General features: G+C 63.7%; 18 protein-coding genes and 1 tRNA gene. 6 read left to right on the forward strand and 13 right to left on the reverse strand.

Annotation, left to right across the window (positions count from 1 at the left end; all coding sequences use genetic code 11):
• Positions 1 to 122 precede the first annotated feature (122 nt).
• Complete coding sequence (locus IQ24_RS01530; protein ID WP_145395945.1) at positions 123 to 1,532, reverse strand: ammonium transporter family protein; 1,410 nt, start codon at positions 1,530 to 1,532, stop codon at positions 123 to 125.
• Between the two features lie 785 nt (positions 1,533 to 2,317).
• Between IQ24_RS01530 and IQ24_RS01535 the strand changes: the two genes are divergently transcribed.
• Together IQ24_RS01535 and grxD are read left to right on the forward strand one after the other, a co-directional pair.
• Entirely contained in the window at positions 2,318 to 2,560 is a 243-nt protein-coding gene (locus IQ24_RS01535) for a BolA/IbaG family iron-sulfur metabolism protein (RefSeq protein ID WP_145395946.1), read from the forward strand.
• 23 nt (positions 2,561 to 2,583) lie between these two features.
• Positions 2,584 to 2,946 carry a Grx4 family monothiol glutaredoxin gene (gene grxD / locus IQ24_RS01540; protein ID WP_145395947.1) on the forward strand — a complete coding sequence of 121 codons (363 nt, stop codon included), beginning with the start codon at positions 2,584 to 2,586 and terminating at the stop codon, positions 2,944 to 2,946.
• A 63-nt stretch (positions 2,947 to 3,009) separates the two neighbouring features.
• Here the strand turns inward: grxD and IQ24_RS01545 are convergent, their stop codons facing one another.
• The 3 genes from IQ24_RS01545 to IQ24_RS01555 all read right to left on the reverse strand — a co-directional run bounded on the left by IQ24_RS01545 (position 3,010) and on the right by IQ24_RS01555 (position 4,740).
• Entirely contained in the window at positions 3,010 to 3,831 is an 822-nt protein-coding gene (locus tag IQ24_RS01545) for a phage holin family protein (RefSeq protein ID WP_242007859.1), read from the reverse strand.
• Between the two features lie 7 nt (positions 3,832 to 3,838).
• Positions 3,839 to 4,282 carry an ElaB/YgaM/YqjD family protein gene (locus IQ24_RS01550; RefSeq protein WP_145395948.1) on the reverse strand — a complete coding sequence of 148 codons (444 nt, stop codon included), beginning with the start codon at positions 4,280 to 4,282 and terminating at the stop codon, positions 3,839 to 3,841.
• 381 nt (positions 4,283 to 4,663) lie between these two features.
• Positions 4,664 to 4,740 (reverse strand) — tRNA-His (locus IQ24_RS01555).
• Between the two features lie 99 nt (positions 4,741 to 4,839).
• On the opposite strand from IQ24_RS01555, the gene IQ24_RS01560 reads away from it, so the two are divergent.
• A complete protein-coding gene (locus IQ24_RS01560; protein WP_145395949.1) occupies positions 4,840 to 5,061 on the forward strand; it encodes a DUF6324 family protein in 222 nt (73 codons plus the stop codon).
• Here the strand turns inward: IQ24_RS01560 and IQ24_RS01565 are convergent.
• The 7 genes from IQ24_RS01565 to IQ24_RS01595 all read right to left on the reverse strand — a co-directional run bounded on the left by IQ24_RS01565 (position 5,042) and on the right by IQ24_RS01595 (position 10,596).
• The gene (locus IQ24_RS01565) at positions 5,042 to 5,497 is read right to left on the reverse strand and encodes an MmcB family DNA repair protein (protein WP_145395950.1); all 456 of its coding nucleotides are present in this window, start codon (positions 5,495 to 5,497) and stop codon (positions 5,042 to 5,044) included. The genes IQ24_RS01560 and IQ24_RS01565 overlap by 20 nt on opposite strands.
• A 332-nt stretch (positions 5,498 to 5,829) precedes the next feature.
• Positions 5,830 to 6,762 (reverse strand): DUF481 domain-containing protein, encoded by a 933-nt coding sequence (locus IQ24_RS01570; RefSeq protein ID WP_145395951.1) that lies wholly within the window; start codon positions 6,760 to 6,762, stop codon positions 5,830 to 5,832.
• A 501-nt stretch (positions 6,763 to 7,263) separates the two neighbouring features.
• Positions 7,264 to 7,773, reverse strand: a complete 510-nt coding sequence (nusB, locus tag IQ24_RS01575; RefSeq protein WP_145395952.1) for a transcription antitermination factor NusB — start codon at positions 7,771 to 7,773, stop codon at positions 7,264 to 7,266.
• Positions 7,770 to 8,318: a 6,7-dimethyl-8-ribityllumazine synthase gene (locus IQ24_RS01580; RefSeq protein ID WP_145395953.1), complete on the reverse strand. Its 549-nt coding sequence runs from the start codon at positions 8,316 to 8,318 to the stop codon at positions 7,770 to 7,772. The genes nusB and IQ24_RS01580 overlap by 4 nt, the downstream gene beginning before the upstream one ends.
• Positions 8,319 to 8,321: 3 nt before the next feature.
• Positions 8,322 to 9,440 carry a 3,4-dihydroxy-2-butanone-4-phosphate synthase gene (ribB, locus tag IQ24_RS01585; RefSeq protein WP_145395954.1) on the reverse strand — a complete coding sequence of 373 codons (1,119 nt, stop codon included), beginning with the start codon at positions 9,438 to 9,440 and terminating at the stop codon, positions 8,322 to 8,324.
• Positions 9,430 to 9,999 carry a hypothetical protein gene (locus IQ24_RS01590; protein ID WP_145395955.1) on the reverse strand — a complete coding sequence of 190 codons (570 nt, stop codon included), beginning with the start codon at positions 9,997 to 9,999 and terminating at the stop codon, positions 9,430 to 9,432. Before IQ24_RS01590 ends, ribB begins: the two co-directional genes overlap by 11 nt.
• Before the next feature lie 3 nt (positions 10,000 to 10,002).
• Positions 10,003 to 10,596, reverse strand: a complete 594-nt coding sequence (locus IQ24_RS01595) for a riboflavin synthase (protein ID WP_145395956.1) — start codon at positions 10,594 to 10,596, stop codon at positions 10,003 to 10,005.
• A gap of 187 nt (positions 10,597 to 10,783) precedes the next feature.
• Between IQ24_RS01595 and IQ24_RS01600 the strand changes: the two genes are divergently transcribed.
• The 3 genes from IQ24_RS01600 (at position 10,784) to IQ24_RS01610 (ending at position 15,431) form a co-directional block, all read left to right on the forward strand.
• On the forward strand, positions 10,784 to 12,151 hold the full coding sequence (locus IQ24_RS01600) for a capsule biosynthesis protein (RefSeq protein WP_242007860.1): 1,368 nt from the start codon (positions 10,784 to 10,786) through the stop codon (positions 12,149 to 12,151).
• Between the two features lie 160 nt (positions 12,152 to 12,311).
• Entirely contained in the window at positions 12,312 to 13,430 is a 1,119-nt protein-coding gene (locus tag IQ24_RS01605) for a polysaccharide biosynthesis/export family protein (protein WP_145395957.1), read from the forward strand.
• 3 nt (positions 13,431 to 13,433) lie between these two features.
• Positions 13,434 to 15,431 (forward strand): capsular polysaccharide biosynthesis protein, encoded by a 1,998-nt coding sequence (locus IQ24_RS01610; protein WP_145395958.1) that lies wholly within the window; start codon positions 13,434 to 13,436, stop codon positions 15,429 to 15,431.
• On the opposite strand, the gene ribD is transcribed toward IQ24_RS01610, so the two are convergent.
• Positions 15,428 to 16,411 carry a bifunctional diaminohydroxyphosphoribosylaminopyrimidine deaminase/5-amino-6-(5-phosphoribosylamino)uracil reductase RibD gene (gene ribD, locus IQ24_RS01615; RefSeq protein ID WP_145396133.1) on the reverse strand — a complete coding sequence of 328 codons (984 nt, stop codon included), beginning with the start codon at positions 16,409 to 16,411 and terminating at the stop codon, positions 15,428 to 15,430. The two genes, IQ24_RS01610 and ribD, sit on opposite strands and share 4 nt — an antisense overlap.
• A gap of 26 nt (positions 16,412 to 16,437) precedes the next feature.
• Entirely contained in the window at positions 16,438 to 16,902 is a 465-nt protein-coding gene (nrdR, locus tag IQ24_RS01620; protein WP_145395959.1) for a transcriptional regulator NrdR, read from the reverse strand.
• Positions 16,903 to 16,976: the final 74 nt, after the last annotated feature.

Genomic DNA, 16,976 nt, shown 5'->3' on the forward strand with positions numbered 1-16,976 from the left:
ATAAATTACATAATACAGATTATCACATTTATCGATCTGACATCAAAACCCACCCTCGCAAATGGAAAATGCCTCCGCCCCGGTTCAGGACGAAGGCACCATTATTCTTGCTCAGACGATCCTTATGACGCCTTCGCCGGGAAAGCCACGCTCTCGCTGGCGACATAGACATCGGTCTGGACCTCCGGCTGCTCACCGTCATTGTCGAGGTTCCAGCGCAGCTTATCCAGACCTTCGGCCTGCTCTTCCTCGGGCACCCGCAGACCGGTCGTGGCCTTCAGGATCACCGTCAGCACAAGCCCGGTGACGATGCCGGTGCCGAGGCACAGCGCAAAGCCCACAAGCTGCATCAGCAGGCTGATCGCGCCATGCTGATAGGCATAGGGCCCCTCTTCGATGCCCCAATAGCCGCCATGCGGCGTGCCGCCCTTCAGCAGACCCACCATGACCAGCGCGTAAAGACCGGCACCGATGAACAGCGGGAACAACTTGTGCTCGTCGATCTCGCGCTTCGAGGTGAAGTCATAGACCAGCCAGGACGCGATCGGCGCGCCCAGCGACACCAGGAACATCTGCCAGGGCAGATAGACGTCAAAGCCCGGCGCACCCGAGACATAGCCCGCCAGCGGACCGAACAGCAGATAGATGTAATTCTTGGTCCGGTACGAGATTAGCGCGCCCATGATTGCGCCACCCGCCCATGACAGGGCGTAGTTGTTCAGCGCGATGCCAAGGCTCGTGTCGGCCATGGTGACCGAGATCGCATAGGCGCCGGGCGCCACGAAGAACAGGCACGACAGAATGACCATCGGCAGACCCGAGAAGATCGTGATCAGGCCGGTCGCGGCCAAGCCAATCGAGGGCGCGCGGTAGACCTGCACCTTCGGATGCGGCGCGAACATGCCCGGACGCTTGCCGAGCTGCGGCACCAGAACCAGCGCGATGCCGGTCGGGAAAATGTAGACGAAGCCGATGCCGAAGAAGTCATGGAAGCCCGCATTGGTCAGCGGCCCGACCGAGCCCCAGACGGCCCAGCTGAGCACCGAAGACACCGCCGTCGCCACCACGCAGGTGACGTAATAGGCCGAGGCCTTCATCCGCTCGGACACGGCGAAATGCAGCAGTACGTTGATGATCCCGGCGAAGGTGGCCAGGAAGAAGATGAAGATCTGGAACGTGTTCACGCCGGGGAAAATCGCCGGATCCACGTTCTGCGCATGCGAGTTCGAGAGCACGCCGAAGAACCACCAGTCCTTCAGCGAGTCCATCATCGTTCCGCCGGCCATGATGTAGTACTGGCTGGCCCAGAAACCGAAACCCAGAACGAAATACGTGGCGAAGCCAACAAAAAACCCCACCATTTTCTCAATGGTGGAGTTGTAAAGGTTGGCACTTCTTGTCGTCCCCGCATCGATCATCAAAAGACCTGCAACGACCATCAGTGCCCCTACCGTCCCAGAGGCATAGATCAGGTTTTGGACAACCTGATCCAGCGACACCTGGTCGGCAAAGAAGGCAGTGGTTCTTTCCATACGCGCGCTCCCTATGTGGTGCCGGTTTGTTCTTCGAGACCGGCTTACTCGTGGCAGCCGTTCCAACCGTTGTTGCGCGCCAGCATTGGCTCTCCCTAAGCCCGCTGACAGCAGGTCGGACCGGCATGGCAAAAAGTAATCCATCCACGCAAGAAACGGTAAGAAATTTTTTCCTCGCTGGAATATTATTTTCTCTGCAACTTTATTGCTTGCCTCGAGGGCTGTCTCTCAGGGGTTGACAGTCACGGCAAAACCGTGTTTTTATTCAGTTTATTCAAATAACTAAACTGTATATTACAGAACCTTCATCAAGCTGCCTCTCCGACCCGCCATCCGGGTCAATTTCGGGGAATGTTGCCGTGAAATCAGCCGCAAGCTGACCCGGCAGGCCGCCAGACCACCCTGCCCGCCCCGCTGATCCGGCTTCGGATCGGTGCGGAAAAGGAATCGCTCGACCCCTGAGTCGCGGGTGGTTTGGGGGCTGGCTTCAACTATCCCCGTGACCCTTTGGTCGGACAAAGCCTTCTGGCGGGCCGGCGTGGCTTGCCAAAGCGCGGCCAATGGCCGAACCTTGCCTGAACTTGCTGAAATATCCGGATCCCGAATGCCTAGCCGAAGCCTTCACAGCGTGACTGTCATCTGCCCGGACAAGGTGGCTGCATCGCCCTTTTACCCCTGCCCTTGCCCAGATGAATTGGCCGGGGCGCGGCAAAGGAGCGTGCCAAGCGATCTTGCGGCAGCATGTGCCTTCACCTACATCTGACCCACTAGCGAAAGGTAACGCCATGGCCATGGAAGCCCATGACATTGAAGCCCTGATCCGGACGACATTCCCGAACGCCAAGATCACCATCACGGACCTTGCCGGAGACGGCAATCACTACGCGGCCGAGGTGATCGACGAAAGCTTCCGGGGTCTGAACCGGGTTCAGCAGCAACGTGCGGTCTATGCCGCGCTGCAGGGCAAGATGGACGGCGCCAATGGCGAGTTGCATGCCCTCGCACTGACCACCAAGGCCCCCGAGTGAGGCCGCTTTCCGAGGAAGCCAGAATGACCGATGTTCGCCAGCAGATCCAGGACACTATCGACCACAATGACGTCGTCCTGTTCATGAAAGGCACCAAGGAAATGCCGCAATGTGGCTTCTCCAGCCGCGTTGCCGGAGTGCTGAACTATATGGGCGTCAATTTCCGCGACGTGAACGTGCTTGCCGATGACGGCGTGCGTCAGGGGATCAAGGAATTCTCGGACTGGCCGACCATCCCGCAGCTTTACGTCAAAGGCGAATTCGTCGGCGGCTGCGACATCATCACCGAGATGACCCTCTCGGGTGAGCTGGACCAGCTATTCGACAAGGTCGGCGTCGGTTATGACAAGGACGCAGCCGACAAGATCCGCGAAGCCAACGCCTGATCCGCGCCGCTTCAGACAGACAAAAGGCCCGCCGGTGAGGCGGGCCTTTTCATTTAGCGACCGTCAGACCCAATCCGGGTCGCGACGCGACCTATAGCCACGACTAGGCCGAGGCAGGTCGTCATCCTCATAGGCATAGGCGTGATCGTCAAAGTCATCGAGGGCGAAGTCTTCGTCATATTCGTCGTCGAAATCGTCCTCCTCGTCGATCAGATCATCGTCGCGGTGACGCCAGCCTTGCAGACGGGTCGCCAGCGTCATGCCCACCGCGAACGCCCCGATGACGGGGGCCACGGCGGCCAGATTGCTGGCCTTGGCCTGTTCGACCTTCTCCGAGACCTGCTCTCCCACTTTCCGGGCGTTCTCCGAGGTCAGCCCGACCTTCGCTGCCGTCTCGCCCACGCGGGCCGCAAGGTCCTGGACCTTATGCTCAGTGGTTTCGGCGAACCGGTCCGCCCGGTACGAGACGGTATCGGCAAAGGAATGCAGCCGGTTCTCGGCCTCGTTCACGAACTGGCTGGCCTTCGCCTGCGCCCGGTCGACGGTCTGCCCGACCCGGTCGCTGACCCGGCCAATGACGACATCGGTGGCGATGCCCAGCTTTTCCTCAAACTCGTTTCGCAGATCCTGCGGCGTCGGAGGGCGATGTCGCACCCTGCCCGACCCCAGCATGACACCGAGGCCCAGGATGACGAAGACCGCACCCAGCACCAGCGAGGCCACAGCCGAACCCCAGTCCAGATGATGGGCCAGCCAAGTCCACAGGGCAGCCAGCAGGAAGCCCGCTCCGATGGCGGCAACCACTCCGGCTGCCGCCTTCTGACCTATGCGCCGCGCGGTATCTTCAAGCGCAAGGCGCATCCTGCGTGCATAGTCGAACATCATCTTGCGATCAGCGGCGCGCGGCGATCAGCAGGCCGATCAGGAAGCCGACACCTGCGGCGATCCCCAAAGCCTGCGCGGGGTTGCGGCGCACGATGTCCGAAACCTCGTCATAGCGATCCTCGGCATAGGCCGCGACCTCATCGGCCTGGCGACGGCCACGACGATAGAGATGATCCGCCTCTTTTCGGGCGCGGTCGGCCATCTCGCTGCCATATTCGCGGGCGGCTTCGTAATACTCCTCGCCCTTGCGGCGGACGGCGTCCAGATGCTCACGCGCGCTGTGGCGCATGTCATCCGCCATTTCGGCACCTTTTTCCTTGGCCGACTGCACCAGGTCCTCGCCACGATCACGCGCAGTCCGCGCAGCCTGACGCGCATCATCGGCTACGTCTTTGGCCGCGTTTTTCGCGTCATTAGCCAGATCGCGTGCATCATCTTCGGCTTTGCTCATCTCGTGATCTCCTTCATGCAATTCGGGAATTCATACTTATCAAACGATCTTCGGCAGGCATTGTTCCCCGGAATTCGGAAAAACAGGTCGGGGTTTGCGGCGGCAAGCCAGACGCATCCTTCCCGAGCGACCATTGCTTTTCAATCCCATGGAGCGAAGAGTGACGGAAAATCAAACCGGTAGCAGGGTGGGTTCACAGACGCCCCGAGGGCGCGTCTGAATGCGGAGCGGTCGCGGCCTGATCATCCTCAGCGTGGTCTTGATCCTTGGTGTCGTCACCCTGCTGATGACGCTGGCCTACAGATTCTGGACGCGCAAACGGGGCTGAGACGCGGGCAAAACGGGCCCGGCGACGACCCACTGAAAACTCAAGGATGATGATGGTACCGCCTGCCCGTCTCGAACGGGCGACCTCTAGATCCACAATCTAGCGCTCTAACCAACTGAGCTAAGGCGGCACTGGCGCGGTATCTATCGCCCCCTGTCAGAGGACGCAAGGGTGTCTTGTCGTAATTCTGCAGTCAGGCTAATCAGGATGCTCAATTCTGGAGGCTTCCATGGGCATCAATAACGAAAGCGAAATCGCGGCCAATCTGCAGATCGGTCCGACCGACCGGGGGATGGTGCGCATCTATGTCGAAGGTGACGGCGTCGATCTTCCGCTGGATTTCGACCCCGATGAAGCCGCTGAGATCGCCGAAGAGCTGCTGGCGGCCGCTGAGGCCGCGCGTGCGATGGGGCAAGGCGGCGGCAAGTCGTCTAAGAAACCGAAGCGCTGATCCCCATCGGGTCAGTCAGCGCCAGCAGGCGGCCGGTCGAGACGCGTGCGATGTCGCGCAGAATGCGACTGCGCCGCGCCGCTGCCAGACGCGATTCGGGGGCCATGCGCTCGATCTCGGCCCCCCAGCTGTCGGCGCGGATCAGGCCGCTGCCCTCGGGCAGCAGGTTGGTCGGAAAATCGCAATCGACCGCCCAGAAGAAGCGGTCGCCAAATTCCAGATAGCCCTGCCATTTCCGGTCTCCGATGAAATCGGCGCGGCAGCTTTTGCACTCGACCACCCAGATCTCGCCCTTGGGCGAAACCGAGATCACGTCGATGCGCAGCCCACCACTTGGAACGAATTCAGAGAGTGGCGCATGCCCCAGCGAGGCCAGCATGCGCGAGACGCCGCGCTGAAGGCGTTGGCCGGGTTTGGCGGGCAGGTTCTCATCCATCGGACCAAGGTGAACGAAAAGGAAACATTGTTCAACCCCCTGCCCCGTGCCCGCGCACCCTTGCGGCAGACTGGCTGCGGCCCTATCTACGGTGCTGGCGGGTTTCTGCTCTTCGCGTGTGCGGCCATTTTTTCCACTGGCCTATAATTTCACCGAGGGGGCTGGCTCTGTCGGAGCCCTGGTTCCGTTATCTGGCGCCCACCTGGATATCCAGGCTTTCGGGGAAACCTGTGCTGCCACGGTTGCTGCGGTTCCCGCCACCCCTTCCCCCGGATTCTCACAAAAATGGGCGACCCGAAGGCCGCCCAGTAAAGAGAGAGAGGGAATTTCCGTTAGAAGCCGTAGACCAGCGACACACCCAGGGTGTTGTCGGTGCGGATCGCACGCTCAGACTGATATTCCGTCTTATACGAGACGCGGGTCGCGAAAGCGTCCGACATCTTGAAGTTCAGGCCCAGTTCGTTGGTCGCGACATCGCTGCTGTCCGAGGTCAGATAGTCGGTGTCGTTGGTCAGGAAGAACTGGTCGTTGAACTTGTGGTAGAAGCGCGACGACAGCAGATAGCCAGCCTCGGTGTTAGAGTCGTAGGCGATCGTGCCTTCCAGCGGTGCGGTCGGGCTTTGCGTGGCTTCAACCGCCTTGGTGTAGCGGATACCGACAGCGGCCTGAACGCGCCATGCGGTCTGGTCGTTGTTGATGATGCGGTAACCCGGACCAACACCGAAGTAGGCGTCACGCTTCAGGCGGCCATCCAGATCCGAGAAGGTCTCGTCATTGGCAAGGCTGACCGGATCATCTGCCAGCGAGTCGGTGGCCAGACGGCCAAGCGCGAAGGCATAGAAGCGGTCGTTGATGTTATACATGCCTTCGTAGATGACATAGGTCTTCTCGGTGTCTTTGTCGCCGGCGTTGTTTTCGCCGTACTCAAGCAGCAGGCCAACCGACTGCGAGAACTGGCCCTGGTTGTGCGACAGGCGGCCCGACAGGGTGAAGTCCTGGTTTTCCGAGTTGCCCGAGCGACCGATGTAGCTCAGCGCGACCGAGCCATAGAGACCCTGACGCTGCTCGGGGTTGCCGAAGCGATAGGCGTCCGAGGAGCGGTCGAAATCGTCGCGAACGGCTTCCTCGACGTCTTTCATCTGCTCGTTGACGTTGGAAATGCCCGTGGCGTTCGCTCCGGTGGCAATTTCCGACTGCGCGAAAACAGGCGAGGCAAAGGCCGCGGCAATCGCGGTGGCGCCAGCAAGGGATGCAATGATTTTCATATCTCAGTCCTCATGTTCGAACCGTAGTACCGCCCGAGCTGTCCGAGTGCTTTCGGTGCCGGGCTTGGCGATGAGGTGAACTTAGGACCCGTCCCTGGGCCTGAAAAGCGGGCCGGAAGACATGGATTTCTCGCAAAAACGTGAGGAAACTGGATATGTTTGCGCTATCGGCCAGATCATGCCGGTTCAAATTGTGATGGAACCCGGGGGTGTCAGATCGCCCTAAACGGAAGTCGGCAGGCAGGTCAGCGGCTTAATGTGGTGTTATGATACTCACTTATTGTTTCGTTCTTGTGACGTTCACATCACGGCAGCGCGATTGCGTAAATAATAGGCAATCAGAAATGGCCGTTCCCCCACATGGAGTGTTGCAGATGTCACACAGTTTTGCCGATTATCTGCGGCGCAATCGGACAGCCCGCTGCGGCCCGTGCCCTGCGCGCAATAAAAAATGCGCCGCATTGGGGCGCATTTCTGGATCTTGGGTGCTGTGGGCCTTGGTCAGAACGCTTCGGGGCGCGCCTCGCGGGCCATGTGGTCCAGAACCGCGTTGACGAATTTCGACTCGCGTCCTTCGGGAAAGAAGGCCTGTGCGATCTGGACATATTCGATGATCGCGACCTTGGGCGGCGTCCCTTTCGAGACGAGTTCAGCCCCCGCGCAGCGGAACAAGGCGCGCAGCACCGGATCGATCCGGTCGATGGGCCATTTCGCCACCAGCGCCCGATCGGTCATCTGGTCGATGCGCGACTGCCAGTTCACCGCGTCGTCGACGATGCGGGCGAACAGCGCGTCATCCGCCTCCGCCGAGACCATGTCGGCGTCCTCATCCTCGCGCCCGATGCGCCACTGCCGAAATTCGCGCATCACGCGATCGGCCGACTGGCCAGCGGCTTCCATCTGAAAGAGTGCCTGGACGGCATAGACGCGCGCGGCAGAGGAGCGCGCCTGACGCTCGCTGCGCTTGTCGCCTGCGGCGGAATTTCCCGGTTTCTGGTCCTGCCCGCTCATGCCTGCCCCGGTCCTTCGATCTTGCCCGCCAGCTTGATGATGTCGCGCTCCTTCGCGGCATCGCTGGCCGGGCGTGACTGCCAGCCACGGTCCAGCGCGATCAGGTGCAAGGCCGCCGCTGCCGCCCCGCCACCCTTGTTCTGGCCCTTTGGATCGGCGCGCACGAAGGCCTGTTCCGGGTTTTCGACGGTCAGGATGCCATTGCCGATGCAATGCCCTTCCAGACCCAGCAGCGTCAGCCCGCGCGAGCTGTCGTTGCAGACGGTCTCGTAATGCGTGGTCTCTCCACGGATGACGCAGCCAAGGGCGACGTAGCCGTCGTAAAGCCCGCGCCGCGCGGCCAGCCCGATGGCAGTCGGGATTTCCAGCGCGCCCGGAACCTCGATCAGATCGACGCTGGCGCCAGTCTCTTGGGCCACGGCGCGCGCACCTGCGATCAGGTCATCGGCGATGTTCTTGTAATAGGGCGAGACCACGATCAGCAGCCGCACCTGCCCCTCGAACCGGGGCAGTGGAAGATTGTAATGTTCGACGCTCGCAGCCATGTCTCAGCCCTTCGGGATCGGACGGGTGGAATGGATCGAAAGACCGTAGGCGTCAAGCCCGACAATCTTCAGCGGCGCAGAATTGGTCAGAAGCACCAGCTCGGACAGGCCAAGCGCCGACAGGATCTGCGCGCCAAGCCCGTATTGGCGCAGCACATGGGGCGAGACCTCGCCCTGCTCGGCCAGCCGGGGCGTCACGTCGCGGAACAGAACCACGACGCCCCTGCCCTCATCGGCGATGGCCTGCATGGCCGCGCCCAGCCCGCCTGCTTCTTCACGGCCGACGCCCAGCACGTCATGCAGCGGGTCCAGCGCATGCATCCGCACCAGCACCGGGCCTTCGGTGGTCAGATCGCCCTTGGTCAGAACGACATGCTCGGTTCCGCTGACCTCATCCGCGAAAATCCGCATCTGCCAGTCGCCACCATAGACCGAGTGCACCGCGCGCTGCGCACGTTCGCTGATGAGATTGTCATGGCGGCGGCGATAGGCGATCAGATCGCTGATCGTGCCGATCTTCAGCCCATGCGCTTGGGCAAAACCCACCAGATCCGGCAGGCGCGCCATGGTGCCGTCGGTGTTCATGATCTCGCAGATCACACCCGAGGGGTTCAGCCCGGCCAGCCGCGCCACATCGACAGCAGCTTCGGTATGGCCCGCGCGGACCAGCACGCCGCCTTCGCGGGCGCGCAGCGGGAAGACATGGCCCGGCGTCGCGATATCGGCAGCACCCTTGCTGGGGTCGATGGCCACGGCCACGGTATGCGCGCGGTCATGGGCCGAGATCCCGGTCGTGACCCCTTCGCGGGCCTCGATCGACATGGTGAAGGCGGTTTCATGGCGGCTGGAGTTCTTCGGGCTCATCAGCGGCAGGCCAAGCGCGTCGATGCGCGGGCCCGGCATCGCCAGACAGATCAGCCCGCGACCATGCGTCGCCATGAAGTTGATCGCATCGGGCGTCGCCATCTGTGCGGGGATGACCAGATCGCCCTCATTCTCGCGGTCCTCGTGATCGACAAGGATGAACATGCGGCCGTTGCGGGCCTCGTTGATGATCTCTTCGATCCCCGAGATGGCGTCCGACCATTCACTTTCGACCGGACCGGGCTTCTCATAATGCATCGGTAACTCCTGCAAAGAAGGCCTGACCGCTGACGAATCCCGCCAGGCCGCCGGCCGTCATCATTTCGCGTTCGTGGGCGGTTTCGCCAATCATCAGGACGGCGTCTCCGGGCAGGCCCTGCGCCCGCAGCCAACCCTTCATCTCGTCGCGGATCGCGGACCAGCTGGACCCGAAGGGCGCAAGCGGGCGAGCCGAGACCGCATCGATCCGGCGCGCCAGCACATCGGGTGCAATCCCGGGCGAGGTGCCCAGATGCCGGACCGCAGCACTTTCGGCCATGCGGTGCAACACCTTGGGCGTGGGGGCCTCGGTCGTCCGGAACACGCCAAGCGCGTTCGAGGAATAAAGGAAGGCCACCAGATCGCGCCCGGTGGTCGCGCGCACGCCCGCATAGGTCTTGTAGTCCAGCCCCAGCGATTTCGCGCGGCGGACCTGCAGGCGCACCACCTCGATGGGCAGGCTTGCGCCCAGAAGTTCGCGTCGGGCCTGCGTCCAGCAATGCGCGCGCCAGCCTGATCCGGCAAGCTGCGGTCCGCGATTGTGACCGATGCCCGACATGGCTCAGCCCGCCTCGGCCAGCCGCGCGACGTAACGGGCCACGGTGTCGATTTCCAGGTTGATGCTGTCGCCTACCCGGGCATCGCCCCAGGTCGTGACGGTCTGCGTATGCGGGATCAGGTTCACGCCAAAGCGCGTGCCATCGACCTCATTGACGGTCAGCGAGGTCCCGTTCAGCGCGACCGAGCCCTTCTGCGCAATGAACCGCGCCAGATCGGCGGGCGCGTTGAAGGTCACGCGGGTGCTGTCGCCCTCATCATGCATCTCTTCGATCAGTGCCACGCCATCGACATGACCCGAGACGATATGCCCGCCCAGCTCATCGCCCACACGCAGCGCGCGTTCAAGGTTCAGGCGCTTCCCGGCCTCCCAGCCATTCGCGCCGATATTGGTCTTCGACAGCGTCTCGGCCGAGATATCGACGTCGAACCAGTCCGGCCCCTTGTCGATGACCGTCAGGCACACCCCGTCGCAGGCGATCGAGGCGCCCAGATCGACGCCCGCCATGCCATAGGCGCAGGTGATGCGTGCGCGCATGTCGCCCCGCATCTCGACTGCCGCAACCTTGCCGATATCGGTGATGATCCCTGTGAACATCCTGTCCCCGCTGCAATTCTCCATGCCGAACTAAAGCCTCGCATGGCGATCTTCAAGCGAAGCTGCCACAGGCCGCCCGAAAATGGGTCAATTCGTTTCGAAATCCGTTCCTTTCATTGCAAACTGCGGCAAGATGCGATTAGCCGCAGCACATCCTCTGGTAATCAGACCTGACCAAGTGACCTTCGTGAACCCAGAAATGCCCTCGGGGGCAGACAACAGGACCAGCCCGTCGGCCGCCGAAGCGCGCGCCGCCGAGATTGCGCTGTTGCCGCCCTTCGGTCGGGTCTTCCTGTTGCTGCAAGGGCCGCACGGGCCATTCTTCAACCGCGTGGGCCAACTTCTGTCGGATGCGGGCGCGCGGGTCTGGCGAGTGGGCTTCAATGCCGGGGACGAACATTTCTGGACCGACAAGGGCAGTTTCATCGCCCATGAAGGCGGGCCCGAGGATTGGCCCGCCCATCTGGCCCGGCTGATCGAGGACAAGGGCGTCACCGATATCGTGCTTTACGGCGATGTCCGCCCGGTCCATGCCGCCGCCCGCGAAGCCGCCGCCCGGCTGGGTCTGGTCCTGCATGTGTTCGAGGAAGGCTATCTGCGCCCTTTCTGGATCACCTATGAACGCGGCGGCTCGAACGGGCATTCGCGGCTGATGGACATTCCGGTGAAAGAGATGCGCAAGGCGCTGCGCAGCCGGATCGGAGAGTTGCACCGCCCCCCGGCCCATTGGGGCGACATGCGCCAGCACAAATTCTATGGCGCGCTTTACCACTTCTTCGTTCTGGTCGCGAACCGGCGCTATCTGGGCTATCGCACGCATCGCGACATCTCGGTGCTGACGGAATTCCGGCTGCATCTGCGCCGCTTCCTGCTGTCGCCCTTCAACGCCATCATCCAGCGGCGCGAGGCTGCGGTCGTCCAGAAGGGCGGCTTTCCTTACGTTCTTGTGCTGATGCAGCTGGAGCATGACGCAAGCTTCGTCGCACATTCCCCCTATGACCGGATGGCCGATTTCACCGCCGAGGTGCTGGAGGCCTTCGCCAAAGGCTCGCCCCGCCATCACCGCATCGTCTTCAAGGCACATCCGCTGGAAGACGGGCGCGGCGACATCCGCAGCGCCATCGCGCGGCAAGCCAAGGCGCTGGGCCTCAGCGATCGCGTCCATTTCGTGCGGGGCGGCAAGCTGGCGCGGCTGCTGACGCAGGCGCATTCGGCGGTCACCGTGAACTCGACCGCCGCCCAGCAGGCGCTGTGGCGCGGGCTTCCGGTCAAGGCGATGGGGCGCACGGTCTATGACAAGCCGGGGTTGGTCTCGGACCAGCCGCTGGCCGAGTTTCTGGCCGATCCGCAGCGCCCGAATGGCGTGGCCTACCGTCGCTACCGTGATTTTCTGCTGGAAAGCAGCCAGATCCCCGGGGGCTTTTACGCCAGCCGTTCGCGCGCCCATGCCCTGCGGCTGGTCGTCGACATGATGCTGGCGTCCGAGGACCCGTATTCGGCGCTCTTTGCCGGAAAAGGCAAGCATCGGCAACAGATGGACGATGAGCGAGATTGACACTGTAATTTTATGGCATAGCCAGCTGAATTAAACTAACTTGCGGTAAAATGCGCCCTAGAACGCAAATGAGGCGCGAGAGGACAGGAGAAGACCCTTGACAGTAATCAGCAGTTCCATCCCCAGGCGCGCCGGCACGGCAACGTCCCTGACCCGTCGCATGTCGGGACTGGGAAAGCTGGCCGTGATTGGTGCCGTCGTTCTCGTTTCGGCTTGCGGCTTGCCACGGTCCGGCCCGAACAAGAAAGAGATTTATGCCGGCTCGGTCGACCGTGGCGGCAACACTCATGTCATCTACGTGAACGATCACGTGGCGCGGACGGCCAACTTCTCGCCCGCTTACGGCTTCTCGTCGGACTTCCGCAACGCCAGCACCGTTGGCGCGGATGAGATCCGGGCCGGTGACGTGCTGGGCCTTTCGATCTGGGAAAACGTCGATGACGGGCTTCTGGCCTCGATGGGGACCAGCTCGACCGCGCTGACCGAGCTTCAGGTCGACAGCCAGGGCTATATCTTCGTGCCCTATGCCGGTCGCGTCCGTGCCGCGGGCAATACGCCCGACCAGCTGCGCCAGCTGATCACCCAGCGTCTGGAAACCCAGACCCCCGACCCGCAGGTCATGGTCACCCGCATGGCGGGCGACGGCGCGACCGTCTCGGTCATGGGCAAGGTGAACGCGCAGGGCGTCTACCCCATCGAACGCCCGACCCGCACCCTTTCGGCGATGCTGTCGAAATCGGGCGGCGTTGCCATCGAGCCCGAGATTGCCGTTGTCACCGTCAAGCGTGGCAATTCCAGCGGCAAGGTCTGGCTGAAAGACCTTTACACCAACCCGCGCAACGACATTGCGCTGCGTCCGGGCGACGTCGTGCTGGTCGAAGAGGATCAGCGCAGCTTCACCGCTCTGGGTGCGCTGGGCGGCCAGACCAAGGTGCCGCTTGGCAACGAACAGATCAACGCGGTCGAGGCGCTGGCCATGGTCGGCGGCCTTTCCACCGCGCTGGCCGACCCGACTGGCGTCTTCATCCTGCGCGATGAACCGCAAGGCGTGGCCCGTGCGGTTCTGGGCTCGAACGCGATCCAGGGCACGCAGCGCATGGCTTATGTGCTGGACCTGACCAAGCCGAACGGCCTGTTCCTGGCGCGCGACTTCATGATCCGCGACGGCGACACCGTCTATGTCACCGAAGCGCCCTTCGTGCAGTGGCAGAAGACCATCGGCTCGATCACCGGCACCGCCGCTCAGGTCGGCACCATCGACTCGGCCCTCGGGGGCTAATCCATGGCCTTGGCCGGATTGGAGGCCGCCGGGGGAGATCCCCGGCGGCTTTTCGTTTTCAACGCCGGGTTTCTGCGCCAGCCCCGATTGCGCCGCATCCTGTCGCTGGCAGGCTGGCAGGTCACGCTGGGCCTGCCCCGCGCGGGCCAGCATATCGGCGTCTGGGGTGCCAGCCCCTATGCCCATCGGGGCGAGGCGATGGCCGCGCGCACGGGCGCGTCGCTGGTGCGGATCGAGGATGCGTTCCTGCGCTCGGTCCTGCCGGGCCGCGCAGGCGGGTCCTTGGGTCGGCGCGGGCCTGTCGGCTTGATCATCGATCCGGTGGGGCTGTATTTCGACGCGGACCGGCCCTCGCGGATCGAACAGCTGGTGACCTCACCCGAAGCGGTGGCACTGGCCGGTCAGGCGCAGGCGGCGATCCGGCGGCTGATCGACGCGGATCTGTCGAAATACAACGCCCACCTGCCCGTCCCCACGCCCGAGCCGGGCTATGTCATGGTCATCGACCAGACGCGCGGCGACGCCTCGCTGGCGGGCGCAGGTCGGGCCGAGTTCCTGCAGATGCTGGACGCGGCGCGGGAGGAAAACCCCGGCCTGTCCGTCCTGCTCCGCATGCATCCCGAGACCGCGCGTGGGCTGCGGCCCGGCCATTTCACCGCTGAGGACCTGCGCCCGGGCGAGATGCTGTCGGACGCGCCAATCTCGCCCTGGCGGCTTTTGGCGGGGGCGGCGCGGGTCTATGTCATGTCCTCGCAGCTGGGGTATGAGGCGATACTGGCCGGGCACCGCCCGCGCGTCTTTGGCCGTCCCTTCTATGCGGGCTGGGGGCTTTCGGATGATCAGCAGAGCCTGCCCCGTCGCGGGCCCGCCGGGATCGGCCAGTTGTTCGCCGCCAGCCATATGCTCGCGCCCGTCTGGTACGACCCCTGCCTTGACCGCCTGACCGATCTGGACGGCACCATGCGCCAGCTTGAGGCCGAGGCGCGTGCCTGGCGCGAGGATCATGCGGGCCATACCGCCTATGGCATGCGGCTGTGGAAACGCGGCTTCATCAGCCGCTTCTATGGCTCGGGCAAGGGGGTCCGCTTTACCGACACGCCCTCGCCTGCGGTGACGCTTGCCTGGGCCAACCGTGCCAGCGAGGCGCCACTTGCCGCGCAGGTCGAGGATGGGTTCATCCGCTCGCGCGGGCTGGGCGCGGCGCTGGTGCCGCCCCTGTCGCTGGTGGCCGATGACCTTGGCATCTATTACGACCCGCGCCGCGATAGCAGGCTGGAACGGCTGATCGCCCAGCCCTTGCCCGCAGGCGGGGCCGAGCGCGCGCAGGCGCTGATCGCGGCGCTGCGGGCGGCAGGCGTGACCAAATACAACCTTTCGGGCACCCTGCCCGATCTACCCAAGGGGCGGCGCATCCTTGTGCCCGGTCAGGTCGAGGATGACGCCTCGATCCGTTTCGGCGCGGGGGCCGAGCGCACGAACCTGCAGCTTCTGACCCGCGCGCGGCAGGAGAACCCGGACGCCGTCATCATCTATAAACCCCATCCCGATGTCGAAGCGGGGTTGCGCCCCGGTGCCATCCCCGAAGGTGATCTGGCCCGCCTTGCCGATGTCATCGCCCGGAATGTCGGGGCGGATGCGCTGATGGCTGTGGTGGATGAGGTCTGGACCATCACCTCGACCCTTGGGTTCGAGGCGCTGTTGCGCGGGCTGCCGGTCACCACGCTGGGCGCGCCCTTCTATGCCGGTTGGGGCCTCAGCCGCGATCTGGGCGAGGTTCCTATCCGTCGTAAGGCTCGGCCGGGGCTGGACGGACTCGCCTATGCGGCGCTGATTGCCTATCCGCGCTATTTCGATCCCGTCTCTGGTCTGCCCTGCCCGCCCGAGACTGCCGTGGCGCGACTGGCCGATCCGGTCTTTGCAGGGCAGTCCTCACCGCCGATCCGGCTGCTCGCCAAGGCGCAAGGGGCGCTTTCGGGGCATTCCTGGATCTGGCGGCGCTAGGCCCTGTCGCGCACCCAGCGGTGCATCAGATCCGGCCCGATGCGGCGCTGCTCGACCAGTCGAAAGCGGGGTGCATCTGACAGATGCGCCAGCTCCATCGCGGCAACACCGGGTCGACCGTCGCCCCCGATGACCAGCCCGGCGGTGTAGCCGATCAGCTCATCCACGCAATCGGCGCGCAGAAGGCTGGCGGCAAGAATGCCGCCGCCCTCGCACAGCACCCGCGTCAGCCCGCGCGTGCCCAGTTCGCGCATGAAATCCTGCGGCGCGCCCGAGACCTGCCACAGCGGGCCATGCGCCGCGCCCTCGGGCGGCAGGTCCGGCAGCGGGCGCGAGGACACCACCACGCGCACCGGTTGACGCTGAGCCCCCATGCCGCGCAGGTTCAGCCCCGGCAGATCGGCCCGCGCCGTGCCGCCGCCGACCATGACCGCATCATGGGTCAGCCGCAGCAGTTGTACATGCCGCCGCGCCAGTTCCGAGGTGATCCATTGGCTTTCCCCGCCTGAGGTCGCGATCCTGCCATCGAAGCTGGTCCCCAGCTTCAGCGTCAGCATCGGGCGCCCCTCGGTGATCCGGGTCAGGAAGCCGCGCTGCATGGCGCGTGCCTCGGCCTCGCAGATGTTTTCGGTCACCTTGATGCCGGCCTGACGCAGGATCTCAAGCCCGCGTCCGGCCACGCGCGGGTCCGGATCGGTCTGCGCCGCGACCACGCGGGCGACACCGGCGGTGACCAGCGCCTCTGCGCAGGGGGGGGTACGTCCGTGATGGGCGCAGGGCTCAAGCGTCACATAGGCGGTCGCGCCGCGCGCGGCCTCTCCGGCCTGGCGCAGCGCCATAACCTCCGCATGCGGGCGGCCACCGGGCTGGGTCCAGCCCCGCCCGACCACGATGCCATCGCGGATCAGCACGCAGCCCACCGCCGGATTGGGCCAGGTGTTGCCCAGACCCCGCCGCGCCAGCACAAGGGCCTGCGCCATATGGCGGCGGTCCGTGTCGGGGTTGCTCACTCTTCGACGGCGCCGGGGCGCAGTTCCGAGACGAACTTGTCGAAATCATCCGCCGCCTGGAAATTCTTGTAGACGCTGGCGAAGCGGACATAGCCCACGGTGTCGATGCGGGCGAGCGTCTCCATCACGATTTCACCGATGACCTTCGAGGAAATGTCGGTATCGCCCAGGCTTTCCAGCCGCCGCACGATGCCCGAGATCATCTGGTCGATGCGCTCCGGCTCGATCGGGCGTTTCTGCATGGCGATGCGGATCGAGCGTTCCATCTTGGCGCGGTCGAAATCCTCGCGCCGACCACTGGATTTGACCACGACCAGATCGCGCAGCTGCACGCGCTCATAGGTGGTGAAACGCCCGCCGCAGGCCGGGCAGAAGCGCCGCCTGCGAATGGCGACATTGTCTTCGGCCGGACGTGAATCCTTGACCTGGGTATCGACATTTCCACAGAACGGACAGCGCATCCTTAGTCCCCTGATAGCCCGCAACTACTTGGACTATAGGAGGTTGCGCATGACTTGGGTAGCGCAAGCTTGCA

Source organism: Paracoccus sulfuroxidans (assembly GCF_007830335.1).
Classification (GTDB): domain Bacteria; phylum Pseudomonadota; class Alphaproteobacteria; order Rhodobacterales; family Rhodobacteraceae; genus Paracoccus; species Paracoccus sulfuroxidans.